This is a genomic window from Labrys sp. E2SS-1L (assembly GCF_057073705.1).
Genome location: NZ_CP172713.1, coordinates 1,450,747 through 1,467,456, shown reverse-complemented (window position 1 = coordinate 1,467,456; position 16,710 = coordinate 1,450,747). Strand labels below are relative to the sequence as shown.

General features: G+C 65.9%; 15 protein-coding genes. 4 read left to right on the top strand and 11 right to left on the bottom strand.

Features of this window, described 5'->3' with window-relative positions; all coding sequences use genetic code 11:
* Positions 1 to 270 precede the first annotated feature (270 nt).
* Both ACIGJE_RS32305 and ACIGJE_RS32300 read left to right on the top strand, forming a co-directional pair.
* The gene (locus ACIGJE_RS32305) at positions 271 to 807 is read left to right on the top strand and encodes an HNH endonuclease (RefSeq protein WP_311944254.1); all 537 of its coding nucleotides are present in this window, start codon (positions 271 to 273) and stop codon (positions 805 to 807) included.
* Between the two features lie 103 nt (positions 808 to 910).
* Positions 911 to 1,636 carry a haloacid dehalogenase type II gene (locus ACIGJE_RS32300; RefSeq protein WP_311944256.1) on the top strand — a complete coding sequence of 242 codons (726 nt, stop codon included), beginning with the start codon at positions 911 to 913 and terminating at the stop codon, positions 1,634 to 1,636.
* Between the two features lie 8 nt (positions 1,637 to 1,644).
* Here ACIGJE_RS32300 and ACIGJE_RS32295 read toward each other — a convergent pair whose 3' ends face one another.
* Both ACIGJE_RS32295 and ACIGJE_RS32290 read right to left on the bottom strand, forming a co-directional pair.
* Positions 1,645 to 2,682, bottom strand: coding sequence for an aldo/keto reductase (locus ACIGJE_RS32295; protein WP_311944258.1), 1,038 nt, complete (start codon positions 2,680 to 2,682; stop codon positions 1,645 to 1,647).
* Positions 2,683 to 2,774: 92 nt separating this feature from the next.
* Entirely contained in the window at positions 2,775 to 3,659 is an 885-nt protein-coding gene (locus tag ACIGJE_RS32290; protein ID WP_311944259.1) for a LysR family transcriptional regulator ArgP, read from the bottom strand.
* Positions 3,660 to 3,767: 108 nt separating this feature from the next.
* Between ACIGJE_RS32290 and ACIGJE_RS32285 the strand changes: the two genes are divergently transcribed.
* Positions 3,768 to 4,379 (top strand): LysE/ArgO family amino acid transporter, encoded by a 612-nt coding sequence (locus tag ACIGJE_RS32285; RefSeq protein ID WP_415081131.1) that lies wholly within the window; start codon positions 3,768 to 3,770, stop codon positions 4,377 to 4,379.
* A 340-nt stretch (positions 4,380 to 4,719) separates the two neighbouring features.
* Here ACIGJE_RS32285 and ACIGJE_RS32280 read toward each other — a convergent pair whose 3' ends face one another.
* The 9 genes from ACIGJE_RS32280 to gloB all read right to left on the bottom strand — a co-directional run bounded on the left by ACIGJE_RS32280 (position 4,720) and on the right by gloB (position 15,070).
* Positions 4,720 to 5,400 carry a response regulator gene (locus ACIGJE_RS32280; RefSeq protein ID WP_394314213.1) on the bottom strand — a complete coding sequence of 227 codons (681 nt, stop codon included), beginning with the start codon at positions 5,398 to 5,400 and terminating at the stop codon, positions 4,720 to 4,722.
* A 99-nt stretch (positions 5,401 to 5,499) separates the two neighbouring features.
* Positions 5,500 to 8,169 (bottom strand): DUF4118 domain-containing protein, encoded by a 2,670-nt coding sequence (locus tag ACIGJE_RS32275; RefSeq protein ID WP_415080751.1) that lies wholly within the window; start codon positions 8,167 to 8,169, stop codon positions 5,500 to 5,502.
* Between the two features lie 204 nt (positions 8,170 to 8,373).
* Positions 8,374 to 8,979: a potassium-transporting ATPase subunit KdpC gene (gene kdpC / locus ACIGJE_RS32270; protein ID WP_311937467.1), complete on the bottom strand. Its 606-nt coding sequence runs from the start codon at positions 8,977 to 8,979 to the stop codon at positions 8,374 to 8,376.
* 167 nt (positions 8,980 to 9,146) lie between these two features.
* The gene (gene kdpB, locus ACIGJE_RS32265) at positions 9,147 to 11,198 is read right to left on the bottom strand and encodes a potassium-transporting ATPase subunit KdpB (RefSeq protein ID WP_415080753.1); all 2,052 of its coding nucleotides are present in this window, start codon (positions 11,196 to 11,198) and stop codon (positions 9,147 to 9,149) included.
* A gap of 12 nt (positions 11,199 to 11,210) precedes the next feature.
* On the bottom strand, positions 11,211 to 12,920 hold the full coding sequence (gene kdpA, locus ACIGJE_RS32260; protein ID WP_415080755.1) for a potassium-transporting ATPase subunit KdpA: 1,710 nt from the start codon (positions 12,918 to 12,920) through the stop codon (positions 11,211 to 11,213).
* 196 nt (positions 12,921 to 13,116) lie between these two features.
* Positions 13,117 to 13,215 (bottom strand): K(+)-transporting ATPase subunit F, encoded by a 99-nt coding sequence (kdpF, locus tag ACIGJE_RS32255; RefSeq protein ID WP_195826137.1) that lies wholly within the window; start codon positions 13,213 to 13,215, stop codon positions 13,117 to 13,119.
* Between the two features lie 201 nt (positions 13,216 to 13,416).
* Complete coding sequence (locus tag ACIGJE_RS32250) at positions 13,417 to 13,851, bottom strand: hypothetical protein (RefSeq protein ID WP_415080758.1); 435 nt, start codon at positions 13,849 to 13,851, stop codon at positions 13,417 to 13,419.
* Entirely contained in the window at positions 13,848 to 14,273 is a 426-nt protein-coding gene (locus ACIGJE_RS32245; protein WP_311937452.1) for a cupin domain-containing protein, read from the bottom strand. Before ACIGJE_RS32245 ends, ACIGJE_RS32250 begins: the two co-directional genes overlap by 4 nt.
* Before the next feature lie 29 nt (positions 14,274 to 14,302).
* The gene (gloB, locus tag ACIGJE_RS32240; RefSeq protein WP_483680652.1) at positions 14,303 to 15,070 is read right to left on the bottom strand and encodes a hydroxyacylglutathione hydrolase; all 768 of its coding nucleotides are present in this window, start codon (positions 15,068 to 15,070) and stop codon (positions 14,303 to 14,305) included.
* Positions 15,071 to 15,184: 114 nt separating this feature from the next.
* On the opposite strand from gloB, the gene ACIGJE_RS32235 reads away from it, so the two are divergent.
* Positions 15,185 to 16,672: an HAL/PAL/TAL family ammonia-lyase gene (locus ACIGJE_RS32235; RefSeq protein WP_415080760.1), complete on the top strand. Its 1,488-nt coding sequence runs from the start codon at positions 15,185 to 15,187 to the stop codon at positions 16,670 to 16,672.
* Positions 16,673 to 16,710 lie beyond the last annotated feature (38 nt).

The following is a 16,710-nucleotide window of genomic DNA, read 5'->3' as shown; positions in this document are numbered from 1 at the left end:
CCTTGATGGCAGGAGGGTATGTACGCCCGCGACACACTCCAGACAATCCGGACAGTCGGCATGCTCCGCATGCCAGTGCGTGACCGCGTGCACATCATCGTGCTGTCATCATTCCGTCTTTTCGTTGCCGGACAACTGTCCAGCTAGACCAGCCAACGGGGCTGGCGGGAGTCAGACAGCGAAAACCAGAAGCACCAGAAGCCGGCCGGGCGACCGGTCATCCATTCCTCCAACCAGTGTTAACTCCAGGAGTCGAGCGTTGAGGTAGTCATGTCGTCCCACCCTGCTTTGATATTGAATGCCGATTTCAGACCCTTGCGGTATTTTCCGCTGTCGCTGCTGTCGTGGCAGGATGCGCTGAGGGCCGTGTTTCTCGACCGCGTGAGCGTGGTGGCGGAATATGATGCCGTGGTGCGCAGCCCGTCGACGACGATGCGTCTGCCCTCGGTGGTTGCCTTGCGCGACTACCAGAAGGTGGAGCGCATGGTGCCGTTCACCCGTTTCAACCTGTTCTTGCGCGACGGCTTCACCTGCCAATATTGCGGCGATGGTTTCCAGGCCCGCGATCTGCAGTTCGAGCATGTGGTTCCCCGCTCCAAGGGCGGGGCGACCTCGTGGGAGAACATCGTCGCGGCCTGCGGCGACTGCAATGCCCGCAAGGCCGACCGCATGGACATGAAGCCCTTGCGCCAGCCGGCGCGGCCTTCGCCCTGGGAACTCCTGGAGGCGAGCCGGCATTATCCGCACAACTATCTGCACGAAAGCTGGGTCGACTATCTCTACTGGGACAGCGAACTGGTTTCGTGACAACCAAAAGGACAGGGAGGGCGGTGGCGACACCGCCCTCCTTGCGTTTGCGGCATGGGCGTCACGGCGTCTGCTGAATTCAGGGATTTTCGAGGAGGAACCAATGCCGGAACTGGCGGACTTCAAGGTCTTGACCTTCGATTGCTATGGCACGCTGATCGACTGGGAAACCGGCATCTGGAATGCGCTCCAGCCCCTGCTCAGTGCCGGCGGGCGGGTGATCGGCCGCGAGGAGGCGCTCGCTGCCTTCGCCCGCCGCGAGACCGAGCAGGAGCTCCAGACGCCTTCGCTGCTCTATTCGTCCCTGCTTTCAGTCACCCATGCGCGGCTGGCGCAGGATTGGGGCATTGCCGCCCATGCCGACCTGCATGAGCGTTTCGGCGCCTCCGTGCCGGACTGGCCTGCCTTTCCGGATTCGGCGGGGGCGCTCTCCTATCTCAAGCGCCACTACCGGCTGGTCGTGCTCTCCAATGTCGATCGCCGCAGCTTCGCGGCCAGCAATACCAAGCTCGGTGGCCTTTTCGATGCGGTCTACACCGCCGAGGATGTCGGTTCCTACAAGCCGGACCCGCGCAATTTCAGCTACCTGCTCGAGCATCTGTCGCTGCAGTTCGGTCTCGAGCCGGCCGATGTCCTGCACACCGCCCAGAGCCTGCACCATGATCATATGCCGGCGGCCCGTATCGGCCTGGCGCGAGCCTGGATCGACCGCCGCGCCGGCAAGCAGGGCGGTGCCACCTTGGTGGTGGAAGGCGTGCCGGAGCCGGATTTTCACTTCCACAGCCTCGACGCATTGGCCGAGGCGCATCGCAAGGATCCTGCCGGCTGAGGGCGACCCTATGGCGCCCTCGCATCGATCAGCCCCTGCTGGCGCAGATCGCTCCAGAAGGCGTCGGGAATGGCGACACCCAGCAGGCTGACATTCTCGGCCGCCTGTTCCGGCGTAACGGCGCCCGAGATCACGCTCGCCACGATCGGGTGGCGCAGCACGAACTGGAAGGCTGCCGCCTTGAGCGGCACCTTGTGGGCAGCGCAGACGGCCTCGATCTTGCGCACCTTCTCGATGATCTCCGGGGCGGCCGGGGTGTAGCGATAATAGGGCGTGGGCACGCCGGCACCGGTGGCGAGAATGCCGGAGGCGAAGGGCGAGCCGATCACCACGCCGACGCCGCGCTCCTGGCAGAGCGGGAATTCGAGGTCGAGCGGGCCCTGGTCGATCAGCGTGTAGGGCATGGCGACCAGGAAGAAATCGAGGTCGAAGCGCTTGAGCATTTCGGGAATGGTGCCGAGCACGTTGACGCCGGCGCCGATGCCCTGGATCTCGCCGTAGTGCTTGAGCATTTCGAGCGCCCGCCAGCCCGAGCGCTCCAGGTCGAGGAAATGCTGGGCGACGAGGTCGGCCGAGCCGACATGCGGAACGTCGAGGTCATGGATGAGCAGGAGGTCGATACGGTTGATGCCGAGCCGCATCTGGCTCTGCTCATAGGCGCGCATCACGCCGTCATAGGTGTAGTCGAAACGCTCCTGGAAGGAGAGGCCGCCATACCAGAACGGTCCCTTGAAAGTATCGACGTCCTTGGGTCGGTGGAAGGTGCGCCCGATCTTGGTGGAGAGGATGAAGTCCGAGCGCGGCCTCTGCCGCAGCGCCTCGCCGAAGCGCAGTTCGCTGAGGCCGCGGCCATACCAGGGCGAAGTGTCGAAATAGCGGATGCCGGCGTCCCAGGCGCCCCTGAAGGTGGCGCGAACCTTGTCCTCGTCGAGGTTCTCGAACATGTCCCCCATCGGGCCGCCGCCGAGGCCGACGGGCGTGAGCATGACGGAGGTCTTGCCGAGCCGGCGGGGCGCGGCATTGCCGGGCATGATGGGGAGTTGCATGGATTTCCGTCCCTGACGTCCTGAAGGTTGGATTCTGATTTGTCCGACAATGGTAGTGGCAAACTCCGTCCTGTCCAGAGGCCATGGCACCATTATGCCTGTTCCAGCCTCGCCCGCGCCGTACGCAGGATGGAGGCGGTGATGTCCTGGAGGCCCTTTTCCACGGCCCGGCTCCAATGCCAGTAGAGCGGCACCAGCAGACGCGAGCCGGGATGTATGGTGACGAGAGACCCCTCGTCGAGATAGGGAGACACCAGCGACAGCGGGTTCATGCCCCAGCCGAGCCCGGCCAGGGCAGCGTCGACGAAGCCGCGCGAGGAGGGGATCCAGTGGCTGGGCCGGCTTATGGGCCGGCCAAAGGTCTCGACCAGCCAGCGGTCCTGCAAGGCGTCCTTGATATCGAAGGTGAGGCAGGGGGCCTGCCGCAGAGCCTCCTCGCTGAGACCGTCGGGAAACCAGCGCCTGACGAAGGCGGGACTGGCCGTGGCGACATAGGTCTGCACGCCCAATGCGCGGCTGCCGCAGCCCTGGAAGGGGCCCGGTGCCATGGCGACTGCCGCGCTGACCTCGCCGCGTCGCAGCCATTCGGCGGTGTTGCTCTCATCGTCGAGCACCAGATCGAACAGGCGCCCCTCCAGCCCCGACAGGGCAGGGAGGAACCAGGTTGCCAGGCTGTCGGCATTGACGGCGATACGCACGGTAGGGGCAGCCCCCGACGGCATCAGGCCGCCAAGTTCGCTGCGCAGCGCATGCTCCATCAGGCCGACTTCCTCGGCATGGCGGCACAGCCGCCTGCCGGCCGATGTCGCCGTGCAGGGTTGGCCCCTGACGACCAGGCCGGTGCCGAGGCGCTCTTCCAGGAGCTTGACCCGCTGCGAAATCGCCGAGGGCGTCACCCCGATCTCCTGCGCCGCCTTGTCGAAGGAGCCGCTACGCACCACGGCGGCCAGGGCTTCCAGCAGGGCGTAATCCAGCATCGGATTAATTTTCCTAATCTAGAGATAGATTAATTAAATTCTCTAATTTCATCGGTGCGTGTAGTCAAACGCCGCCGCGACCAGTGGGTCGGATCGGGACAGCCCGTGATGGGGGAGACCATGACCAACGCGCTCATATCCGGATTTCTGCTCGGCCTCAGCCTGATCGTGGCGATCGGCGCGCAGAACGCCTTCGTGCTGCGGCAGGGCCTCAGGCGCGAGCATGTGTTCTGGGTCTGCCTCGTCTGCGCCCTGTCGGATGCCGTGCTGATCAGCGTCGGCGTTGCCGGCTTCCAGGCTGTCGGCGTAGCCGTGCCCTGGATCGAACCGGTGATGCGCTATGGCGGCGCCGCCTTCCTCATCCTGTACGGTCTCCGCAGCTTCCGCTCGGCGCTTGCCGATCATGGCGGGCTCGATCCGGCCGAGGGTACGGGGCTTGGACTTGGCCGGGCGCTCGCCACCTGCCTCGCCTTCACCTGGCTCAACCCGCATGTCTATCTCGACACGGTGGTGCTGCTCGGCTCGATCTCCACGCAATATCAGGGGGCCAAGCTCGCCTTCGGTGCCGGTGCGGTCACCGCCTCCTTCCTGTTCTTCTTCTCGCTCGGCTATGGCGCGCGCCTGCTGCGCCCGCTTTTCGCCCGGCCCGGCGCCTGGCGGGTGCTGGACGGGCTGATCGGCATGACCATGTGCGGGCTGGCGCTGAAGCTGGTAATGTGAGGGCATTGGGAGCCGGCCCTCGGACCGGGCTGGACCCGCGGCTTTTCCGGCAAAGGACGCCTTGAGAAGGAGGTGCTCTTTCTTCCCTTATTTCGTAGCCCCTCACCCTTACCCTCTCCCCGTAAGAACGGGGCGAGGGGGACGCAAGCGTCTCGACTTGTCTTCGAGACAGACACTCATCTCGCCCGACGGTTGGGCGAGATGAGACCGTGTCGGCAAAAACGAGTCGTCGAAGTTCCCCTCGCCCTGTTCTTACGGGGAGAGGGTAAGGGTGAGGGGCTGCGTTACTGATCAAACAAAGTACTTATTCTTTGGCCGGCCCGAAGACCGGCCCCCGCGCTCACTCCTCGTCCTTCAGGCGATAGCCGATGCCGGCTTCTGTCTGGATGATGCGGGGATTGGCCGGGTCGCGCTCGATCTTGGCCCTGAGCTGGCCGATGAAGACGCGCAGGTAATGCAGGTCCTCGGCATGCGCCGTGCCCCACACCGAGGTCAGCAACTGGCGGTGGGTGACGACGCGGCCGGCATGACGCGCCAGCATGGCGAGCAGGTCATATTCCTTGGGCGTGACGCGGATGGCCTCGCCGTCCCGGCTCACCAGCCGCTTCAGCGTATCGATCACCAGGCCGTCGCTCTCGAAGCGGGTGGCATTGCCCTCCTCATGGGCCCGATGGCGCAGGGCGGTGCGGATGCGGGCGATCAATTCGCCGATACCGAAGGGCTTTTCGACGTAATCGTCGGCACCGAGGTCGAGCGCGGCGATCTTCTCGCTCTCCCGATCCCGGGCCGACAAGACGATTACGGGTACTTTCGACCATTCCCGCACCTTGGTGATGATGTCCTTGCCGTCCATGTCGGGCAGGCCAAGGTCGAGAATGACGAGATCCGGCGCGGTGGTGGCGATCAGGCGCATGGCGTCGGTGCCGTTGACGGCCGGCGTCACCTCATAGCCGGCGGCGATCAACGCCGGTTTGAGGAAGCGCTGGATCTGCGGCTCGTCGTCGACAACCAGGATGTGCATAGGGGAGGGAACTCTCATTCACGGGGTGCGGATTTTCGGACTCGCTTTTTCGATGCGCGTCGTCAGGCGGGTCCGAAGACCCGCCCCCCAATGTCTTCATCATGCCTCGGCTGGCAGGCGGATGACAATGCGGGTGCCGCGCTTGCGCACGGCCGGGCTCTCGGCTGTGATGGTGCCGCCCATGGCCTCGATGAAGCCGCGGCTGATCGAGAGCCCGAGGCCGGTGCCTGGTGCCCGGCCGTCGACCTTGCCCCGCCGATAGAATTTGTCGAAGATCTTTTCCAGATCGGCCGGCGGAATGCCCTTGCCCTGGTCGGTGATGGTAACCACCACTTCGTTGTCCTCGCGCCGGGCGAACACGGCGGTCGAGGAATCCTCCCCGCCATATTTGTGGGCATTGTCGAGCAGGTTGAACAGGACCTGGCCGAGCAACGCCTGGTCACCGCGCACCAGCGGCAGGTCGGTTGCCAGGCTGGTCTCGACCAGGCGGGTCGGAAAGGCTTTTCGCGCGCGCTCCACCGCGCCGCGGACGACGTCGGCGACATCGAGGAGGTCGCGTCGTGCATTGAGGGCGCCGGCCTCCAGGCGGCTCATGTCGAGGAGATTGGCGACGAAGCGGCTCAGCCTGGCTGCTTCCTCCTCGATGGAGGCGAGCAGGTCGTCGCGGCTTTCCTCGTTCATCTTGGTGCCGAGCTGGCGCAGCGTGGTGACGGCCCCTGTAATGGAAGCCAAGGGCGTGCGCAGATCGTGCGAGAGCGAGGAGAGCAGGGCGCTGCGCAGCTTCTCGCTTTCCTCGAGCGCGGCGGTGCGCACATTCTCCTTGGCGAGCTTGGCCCTGTCGATGGCGATGGCGGTCTGGTCGAGAATGGCGACCAGAATACGCTCCTCGGCCGGGGAAAGTGGCTCGGCCCCCTCAGGCTGCGCCAGGCCGAGCACCCCGACGGCGCCATTCGGGGTCAGGATCGGCCTGAACTCGAAGGCGATGTTGGGCAAGGTGCCGGTGCCCCGACCGGCGATCTCCTTCTTCTCGAAGGCCCAGCGCAACGCCGTCATGTCGGTTGAATCGAGGTTGATGTCCGGTGGCCAGGCGGCCGTGACGGTGAGTTCGTCCTCCTGGGGCACGGCGATGACCACCCGTCCGTGCAGCGTCGCCTGCGCATGGGCGACGGCGGCCCAGAGCACGTCGTCCAGGCTGGTGATGCCCGAGAGCTTTCGGGAGAACTCGTAGAGCGACATGATGTTGGCGGCGCGCCGCCCTTCGCCCTCTGCCCGCTCGCGTACCCGGCCGGCAAGGTCGCCCGCCACCACCGCCACGATCAGGAACACCGCCAGGGCGAAGACCTCGTGCGGCTCGGCGATGGTGAAGTTGTAGAGCGGCGGGATGAAGAAGAAATTATAGGCGAAGAAGGACAACACCGCCGCCGTGATGGCACTCCAGCGCCCGACCGTGAGGGCACTGGCGAGCACCGCCATGAGGAAGAGCATGGAAGCGTTGGGCAGATAGACGAAATGCCGGAGGCCGACCCCGATGCCGACGGCGGCCGCCACGCAGCCCACCGCCATGGCGAGGCCGGCGAGCGAGGGCTGCAGGGCAAGCCGGCGCCACCAGCGCCGTGGGGGCGGGGCCTCGGTTCCGGTGTTGGTGATGACGGTGACGTTGATCTCGCCGGAGCGGTGCAGCAGGTCGTCGGCGAGAGAACGCCCGGTGACGCGCTGCCACCAGCTCGCCTTGCCGCTGCCGAGCACGATCTGGGTGACGTTTTCGGCGCTGGCGAGCCTGAGGATCTCGCCGACATAGTCATGGCCGTTGAGCCGCCTGACCTCCGCGCCCAGGCGCTCGGCGAGGCGCAGATTGGCCTCGAGGCCGGCAAGCGCCTCACCGCCGATTTCCTGGCCGGGCCGCTCGACCGTCACGGCCAGCCAATCGGCATTGAGCCCGGTCGCCAGGCGTCCGGCCGCCCGCACCACCTGCTGAGAAAACATGTCGGGCCCGACGCAGACGATCAGTCTGTCGGCCGTTTCCCAGGGCCCTTCGATGGCGTTCTGGCGCAGATAGGCCAGCATCTGGTCGTCGACGCGCTCGGTCGTGCGACGCAAGGCGAGTTCGCGCAAGGCAGTGAGATTGCCGGGCTTGAAGAAGCCGTCGGCAGCGCGCCTCGCATTGTCGGGCAGATAGACCTTGCCGTCCTCCAGGCGCTGGATCAATTCGGTGGGCGTGATGTCGACGACGATGACCTCGTCCGCCTTCTTGATCACGCTGTCCGGCACGCTTTCGCGCACCGTCACGCCGGTGATGCGCGAGACGACGTCGGTGAGGCTTTCCAGGTGCTGGATGTTGAGCGCCGTCCATACGTCGATGCCCGCGCCGATCAGTTCCTCGACATCCTGGTAGCGCTTGGGATGGCGGCTGTCCGTGGCATTGGTGTGGGCGAGTTCGTCGACGATGATCAGGCGCGGCCGGCGGGCGAGCGCAGCGTCGATATCGAACTCCTCGAGCTGGCGGCCGCGATAATCGACCCTGCGCCGCGCCAGCAGCTCGAGCCCGTCCGTCAGGGCGGCGGTTTCGCTGCGGCCATGGGTTTCGACGATGCCGACGACGACGTCGACGCCGGCCTGCTTCTCCCGCCGTGCCCGCGACAGCATGGCATAGGTCTTGCCGACCCCCGGCGCCGCGCCGAGAAACACGGTGAGGCGGCCGCGCCCCTCCCCTCCCGCCAGGCTCAGCAGGGCATTGGGATCGGGACGTCTGTCGGAGGGGCTTACGGGCAAACTTGCTTTCCAGGACTGGCGCCGATGCCTTCTCCACGAAGTGGGGAAGGTGTCATTGCGGAGCAATGACGGATGGGGTGTGGGCCGCTAGCTCTTGCCATCTTGATAGGGAGCATGAGCGGGCCGCACCCCATCCGACCCGACTGCGTCGGGCCACCTTCCCCACTTCGTGGAGAAGGCGCCCGCGCTTGTCCGGCAATCGTGTCACTTCGGCTTCATAGCATCAAGCGCCAGGTTCAGGGCGAGAACATTGACGCGCGGCTCGCCGATCAGGCCGAGGAGCCGGCCCGATGTCTGGCTGTCGACCAGGGCCTTCACGTCGGCTTCCGGCAGGTTGCGGGCCTTGGCGACACGCTGGATCTGCAGGGCGGCGTCGGCCGGCGAGATGTCGGGGTCGAGGCCCGAGCCTGAAGTCGTCACCGCATCGGCGGGAACGGCGCCGGTCACGCCCTGCTTGCGCAGGTCCTCGACCGAGGCGGCGACCCTGTCGGCCAGTGCCTTCGAGGTCGGGCCGAGATTGGAGCCGCTCGAATTGCTCGCATTGTAGGGTTGCGCCACGGTCTTGCTGGCGTCGTTGGGATCGGTGCCCGAGGTTGCCGAGGGCCGGCCCTGGAAATAGCGCTCGGAGGCGAAGTTCTGGCCGATCAGGGACGAACCGATCACCGTGCCATTGCTGGTGATCAGGCTGCCATTGGCCTGGCCGGGGAGGGCGACCTGCGCAATGCCGGTGATGGCGAGCGGATAGAGAATACCCAGCAACAGGGTGAACAGGGCCATCATCACGATGGCGGGGCGAAGATGGATCAACATGGGCTTGCTCCCTTGGAGCGTTGAAGGTTCTACCCTCCCCTGGAGGGGGAGGGTCGGCCAAAGGCCGGGGTGGGGTGGGAAACACATCGGTGGGCTGGCGTTGCGCTGCCACCCCACCCCGACGCTGACGCGTCGACCCTCCCCCTCCAGGGGAGGGTGTGTTGCCGTCACGCCAGGTGCAGGGCGGCGATGACGAGGTCGATCAGCTTGATGCCGATGAACGGCACCAGCAGCCCGCCGAGACCGTAGACCAGGAGGTTGCGCCTGAGCAGCGCGGCCGCGCCGACCGGCCGGTAAGAGACGCCCTTGAGGGCCAGCGGGATCAGGGCGACGATGATCAGGGCGTTGAAGATCACCGCCGAGAGGATGGCCGACTGGGGCGAGGCCAGGTTCATGACATTCAGGGCGCCGAGTTCGGGATAGGTCGCGATGAACAAAGCCGGGATGATGGCGAAATATTTGGCGACGTCATTGGCGATCGAGAAGGTGGTGAGCGAGCCGCGCGTCATCAGCAATTGCTTGCCGATGCCGACGATCTCGATCAGCTTGGTGGGGCTGGAGTCCAGGTCCACCATGTTGCCCGCTTCGCGCGCCGCCTGGGTGCCGGTCTGCATGGCGACGCCGACATCGGCCTGGGCCAGCGCCGGGGCGTCGTTGGTGCCGTCGCCGCACATGGCGATCAAGCGGCCGCCCGTCTGTTCCTTGCGGATATAGGCGAGCTTTTCTTCCGGTGTCGCCTCGGCCAGGAAGTCGTCGACGCCGGCCTCGGAGGCGATTGCGGCGGCGGTGATCGGGTTGTCGCCCGTCACCATCACGGTGCGGATGCCCATCGAACGCAGTTCGGCGAAGCGCTCCTTGATGCCGGGCTTCACCACGTCCTTGAGGTGGACGACGCCGAGGACGCGGCTGCCGTCGGTGACGCCGAGCGGGGTGCCGCCCGTGCGGGCGACCTTTTCGACCGCCTGCCGAAAGGCTGCGGGGGCGGCCTCCAGCGTGGTGCCGGCGAACTTCACGATCGCATCGACCGCGCCCTTGCGGATGGAGCGGCCGTCGATGTCGATGCCCGACAGGCGGGTCTGGGCGGCAAAGGCGATGGTGGTGATCGCCTTGCAGGTCAGGTCCGGCTGGGCCAGGCCATATTCGCCCTGGGCGAGTGCGATAATGGAACGCCCCTCGGGCGTCTCGTCGGCGAGGCTGGCCAGCAGCACGGCCTCGGCCAGGTCCTGTTCGCTGACGCCGGGTACCGGCAGGAACTCGGTCGCCATGCGGTTGCCGAAGGTGATGGTACCGGTCTTGTCGAGCAGCAGGGTGTCGACGTCGCCGGCGGCCTCGACCGCGCGGCCGGAGGTCGCCACCACGTTGAAGCGGATCAGGCGATCCATGCCGGCGATGCCGATGGCCGAAAGCAGGCCGCCGATGGTGGTGGGGATGAGGGTGACCAACAGTGCTACCAGCACGGTGATGGAGAGCAGCGTGCCGGAATAGCCGGCAAGGCCCCACAGCGTGACCACGGCGATCAGGAAGATCAGCGTCATGCCCGACAGCAGGATCGACAGGGCGATCTCGTTGGGGGTCTTCTGGCGCTCGGCGCCCTCGACCAGCGCGATCATGCGATCGATGAAGGAGGAGCCGGGCTGGGTGGTGATGCGCACCTTGATCCAGTCCGACAGCACCTGCGTGCCGCCGGTGACGGCGGAGCGATCGCCGCCGGATTCGCGGATCACCGGGGCGGATTCACCGGTGATGGCGCTTTCGTTCACCGAGGCGACGCCCTCGATCACCTCGCCGTCGCCGGGAATGAGGTCACCGGCTTCGACGATGACGATGTCGCCGACCACGAGCTTGGTGGCGTCGATCACCTGGAAGTTTCCCAAGGCAGCCGCGGCCGAAGGCATGCGCTTGGCCTTGAGGTCGGACTTGGTGCGCTTGAGGCTCTCGGCCTGCGCCTTGCCGCGCCCTTCGGCCACGGCTTCGGCGAAGGTGGCGAACAGTACGGTGAACCACAGCCACGCAGCGATCTGCGCGCTGAAGCCGATGCCGGCGCCGGTAAAGGCGTCACGCAAGCTGAGCACGGTGACCAGGGCAGCCACGACCTCGGTGACGAAGATCACCGGATTGCGGACGAGGAGTCTCGGGTCGAGCTTGACGAAGGCATCCTTGATGGCGGGCAGCAGGATGGCCGCGTCGAACATGGAGGGGAAGGTTGGTTTGGATGACATGATAGCCATTCCTCAAAAAGTCTTGCCGGCGAGCATGACGAAGTGCTCGACGATCGGCCCCAGCGCGAGCGCGGGGAAAAATTGCAGGCCGCCGACGATCAGGATGACGCCGACCAGAAGGCCGACGAACAACGGCGTGTGGGTGGGGAACGTGCCGGCCGAGGCGGGAACCCTGGTCTTGGCGGCCAGGGAGCCGGCAATCGCCATCACCGGCACGACATAGGCAAAGCGTCCGAGCAGCATGGCGATGCCGAGCGTGGCATTGAACCAGGGCGTGTTGGCCGACAGGCTGCCGAAGGCCGAGCCATTGTTGGCTGTCGTCGACGTATAGGCGTAGAGCAGTTCCGAGAGGCCGTGCGGACCGGCATTGCCGAGCTGCGACAGGGCGAAGGGCGCCATGGCCGAGATCGCGGTGAAGCCGAGGATCGCGGTGGGCAGGATCAGGATCGCCAGCACGGCGAATTTCATCTCGCGCGACTCGATCTTCTTGCCGAGGAGTTCCGGCGTGCGGCCGACCATCAGGCCGGCGATGAACACGCTAAGGATGGCGAAGACGATCATGCCGTAGAGGCCGGAGCCGACGCCGCCGGGCAGGACTTCGCCGAGCTGCATCAGGAACATCGGAATGAGGCCGCCGAGCGGGGTCAGCGAGGAATGCATGGCGTTGACGGCGCCGCAGGACAAGCCCGTGGTGACGGCCACGAAGACGGCGGTCATGGCCTGGCCGAAGCGGATCTCCTTGCCTTCCATGTTGCCGAGGTCCCCGTCGAGGCCGAGATGCGCCAGGATCGGATTGCCTGCCGTTTCGGACCAGTACACCACGGCCACACCGGCGATCAGAAGGACGCCCATGGCCGACAGCAGGGCCCAGCCCTGGCGGCGGGAGCCGACCATCTGCCCGAAGGCGTAGACCAAGGCCGCCGATATCGACAGCATCGAGAAGATCGACAGGAAGTTGGCCAGTGCGGTGGGGTTTTCGAAAGGATGGGCCGAATTGACGTTGAAGAAGCCGCCACCATTGGTGCCGAGCTGCTTGATCGCCTCCTGGCTCGCCATCGGCCCCATGGCGATGGTCTGCTTGGCGCCTTCCAGCGTGGTGGCGTCGACACCGGCCTGCAGCGTCTGCGGGATGCCCATGGCGACGAAGGCCAGCGCCACGACGATGGCGATCGGCAGCAGCACATAGAGAGTAGAGCGGGTGAGATCGACCCAGAAATTGCCGAGAGTCGTGCCGCCCGAGCGCATGAAGGCGCGAGTCAGGGCGAGGGCAAGGGCAATGCCGGTGGCGGCCGAGACGAAATTATGCACGGTAAGACCGGCCATCTGGCTGAAATGGCTCATGGTGCTTTCGCCGGCATAGTTCTGCCAGTTGGTGTTGGTGACGAAGCTTATCGCCGTATTGAAAGCCAGATCCGGCGCCACATTGCCGAAACCCTGCGGATTGAGCGGCAGATAAGCCTGCAGCCGCAGGATCGCGTAGAGCGAGGCAAAGCCCGCCGCGCTGAAGAACAGCATGGCCAGCGTATAGGCAAGCCAACCCTGTTCCCGGGCGGGATCGATACCGGATAATTTGTAGAAACCCTTCTCGACCGGGGCCAGCACGGGCGTGAGGAAGGTTCTCTCACCGGTGAAGACACGGGCCATGTAGGCACCCAGTGGCTTCACCGCTACGAGCACCAGAGCGAACAGAAGGATGATCTGAAGCCATCCGTTCAAGGACATGGAAATTCTCCAAAACAACGCGAGCCCCGCCGATCCTCAGGGGAGATCGTCCCTTGGGGGATTGGCGTGGAGCCCGAAAAAGCGAGAATGAGCAGGGAGCGGGACCGTTTCCCGATGAGCCGGTCCCGCGCCCCGTCACGCGCCATCGCACCGGTGCGGGGGCAGCCGGCGTGGGAGGGCGGTGAAGCCGTGGAACTCAGAAGCGTTCGGGGCGCACCAGCGTGAAGACGAGATAGGCGCCGAGCAGGACGGCCACGAGGAGGCCGAGGAGGGGATCGAACATGATGCGCCTCACAGCCTGTCGAGGACGCGGGCATAAAGGACCATCAGCAGCAGGCCACCGAGCCCCAGCGCCATATAGGCAAGATCTAGCATGACAAACTCCAACCCGATTGGGCATGGGTGTGGTTTGCCACCAAAGGGCGTCAGGGTTCGATTCCGATTATCGAGCCCGGGCGTAAGGAAAGTGTAAGGATTGGGGTCGGCGCCGACGACGTCAGAGTGTCCCCGGAGTCCATTTCAGATCGATGATCTTCCAAGCGTCGTAGAATCGCTCGTCAAAGCGAAGAGCATCCTTGCGCGCGAGACACCGCGTGGCGGCGCGAAGGACGTTGGCCCCGACCGTGGCGCTTGTGGCAGCAACCAATTCAGGTCGTCGCGCAAGCGTGCTGTCGCGATTGAAGAAAATACGCACGGTTGCCCATTGGGTGCCGGATTGCCCGATCGCGGGTGCCACACAGGGGCGCATGGCACGGGTCAAGATCTCCTGCATTTGCATGATCTGCGCAGGGGCGATCCTCGCTCTATCTGCCCGTGCTGCTGCCCCAGGGATCGCGAAGCAGGCAATGAGGGTCAGCCCAACCGCGACCGAGCGCAGGCCCGCGCCTTTCCAGATCAGGTTCGTACATGGCAAATTGCGTCGCAGGATCACTGTCCCGGCGCCCAATCAGGCAACGCCAGTTCGAAGCCTTCGAAGCGGAAGCCGGGGGCAACCGTACAGCCCACCAGAGTCCAGTCGCCTAGGCTGCGAGCCGCCTGCCACACGCCCGTCGGTACCACGCCCTGCGGCCGTTGGCCAGCGGCGAAATCGGTGCCGAGGATCAGGCGCTTGGTGGCAATTCCATCCGCCGAGAGGTCGAGGGCCAGCGGCGCGCCGGCATGGAAATGCCAGATCTCGGCGGCGTCGACCCGATGCCAATGCGAACGTTCGCCGGCCTGGAGCAGGTAATAGATCGCGGTCGAGGCCGACCGGTCGCCGTGAAGGGCGCTGTCTTCGAACGTGCGGACATAGTGGCCGCCCTCGGGGTGGGGCTGCATGTCGAGGAGGGCGATGATCTCGGCGGCGGTCTTCATAATCATTTCCATTGTGTCGAAGAGGGTATTCAGAACCGGTTCTTGCGCTCGCGCAGTTCGGTGAACACGGCGACGGGATCGGCCCCGGCCAGCCCGACGGCCTTGGCGACGCCGGGATCGTCAGCGCGCAGGAACGGATTTTCTTGCTTTTCGGCGCCCAGCAGCACCGGCAGGGTGAAGCGGTGGGCGCCGCGCTGGGCCTCGACCTCGGCGGCGCGCCGGACGAGCGCCTGGTTGGCGGGATCGACCGTGAGGGCGAAGCGGGCATTGGCAAGGGTGTATTCATGCCCGCAATAGAGCTGCGTATCGTCGGGCAAGGCTCGCAATTTCAGCAGGGACTGCCACATGTCGGCCGGCGAGCCCTCGAACAGCCGGCCGCAGCCCAGCGAGAACAGGGTGTCGGCGGCAAACAGCAGCTTCTGCTCGGCGAACCAGTAGGCGATATGGCCCACCGTGTGGCCCGGGGTGTCGATGATCTCGGCCACGAGCGAGCCGACATTGACGGTGCCGCCCTCCACGACGGTTTCGTCGACGGCCGGGATGCGGTGGGCATCGGCTTTGGCTGCGACTACCCGGCAGCCATAGGAGGTCTTCAACGCCTCGATGCCCTCGACATGGTCGGCGTGATGATGGGTGACCAGGATGTCGGTCAGCCGCCAGCCACGTCGTTCGAGGGCGGCTTCGATCGCTTCGGCCTCCGGTGCGTCGATGGCCGCGGTGCGTCCGGTCGCCTCGTCATGAAGCAGCACGCCGAAATTGTCGCTCCGGCACAAGAACAGTTCGATCAGCGCGCTCATTCTCATCCTCGCGGCATGCACATTTATTTGGAGATGCGTCCCCTTCTATGCGATTGGCGGTGCGAGGTCACGCAAACGATGGCGCGGGCCGACAGTGATGAGGGAACCCTGAAAATGTCCGGCGGAACTGTGGTGATCGGCGATGCGCCCCTGACCATCGATGCGCTCACCGCCATCGCCCGCGAGCGTTGCCATGTGATCCTGTCGCCGGCCGCCCGCGAACGCATCGGTGCGGCGCGCTCGGTGATCGAGCAGGCCATTGCCGAAAACAAGCCGGTCTATGGCCTGACCACCGGGCTTGGCGCGGGCGTCGACACCCGGCTTTCCGCCGACGATCTTGCCGCCTTCCAGCGCCGCGTTGCCTTTGCCCGCGCGGTCGGGGTGGGTGATGAAATGCCGGTCGCCGAGGTCAGGGCCATGATGGCGGCGCGTATCGCCGGCATGAGCGTCGGCCAGACCGGCGTGTCGCTCACGGTCGTGGAAGCGCTGGCCGCGGCCCTCAATGCCGGATTTCATCCCATCGTGCCGACGATCGGTTCGATCGGCGCCGCCGATCTCGCACCGCTTGCCCATATGGCCCTGGCACTGCTCGGCGAAAGCGAAGCCGACTATCGCGGCGAACGCCTGTCCGGTGCCGAAGCGCTGCGGCGGGCCGGGCTGCAGCCGGTGCCGATCGGACCGAAGGACGGGCATGCCCTGGTGGTGGCCAATGCGGCCTCCACCGGCCGCGGCGCCCTGGCGCTCGCCGAAGCGCGCCTGGCGCTCGATACGCTCGACCGCGCCGCGGCCCTGTCGATGGAAGCCTTCGGCGCCAATATCACTCCCCTGTCCGAGGCGGTGAACGCGGCCCGTCCGGCCCCGGGCCAGCGCGAGGCAGCCCGCGCGATCTATGCCCTGCTGGCCGGCGGCCCGCTCGGCGACAACAAGGCGAGCCGGCGGGTTCAGGATCCGCTCTCCTTCCGTTGTGTCGCACCGGTGCACGGTGCCGCGCGCATCGCCTTTGCCGAGGCGGAGGCGATGGTGCTGCTCGAACTCAACCATTCCGGCGACAATCCGGTGATCGTCGAGGGGCAGCTGGTTTCCAACGGCAATTTCGACATGACCGGCTTTACCCTGCGCTTCGAGGCGCTCTCGCAGGCGCTCTCCCATGTGGCGACGATCTCAGCCCAGCGCGCCTTGAAGCTGATGTCGCCCGTCTATTCCGACCAGCCGCGTTTCCTCACCCCGATGGGGCAGAGCCGCACCGGCTTCGCCACGCTGCAGAAGGCGATCGGTGCCCTGGAGGGCGAGATCCGGGCGCGGGCCCAGCCGGCGACCCTGGCCTTGCTGCATGCCGCCGACGGTGTCGAGGACCATGCCGCCAACGCGCCGGCGGCGGTGACCAAGCTCGGAGAAAGCGCGTCGCGGGTGCTGGTGCTGGCGGCCTGCGAGATGGTGGTGGCGGCGCAGAGCATCGACCTGCGCGGTACGGTTGCGCTGGGAGAGGGGACTGCGCGCATCCGCGATTTCGTGCGTGCCCATGTCGAGCGCCTGGAAGAGGATCGCCCGAGCGGCCCCGACGTCTCCCGCCTGGCGGAGGCAATCAGGGCGCGGGGGTGGTGAGGCTTTACGTATCGTTACGCCTACGATAGCTCTTCGAG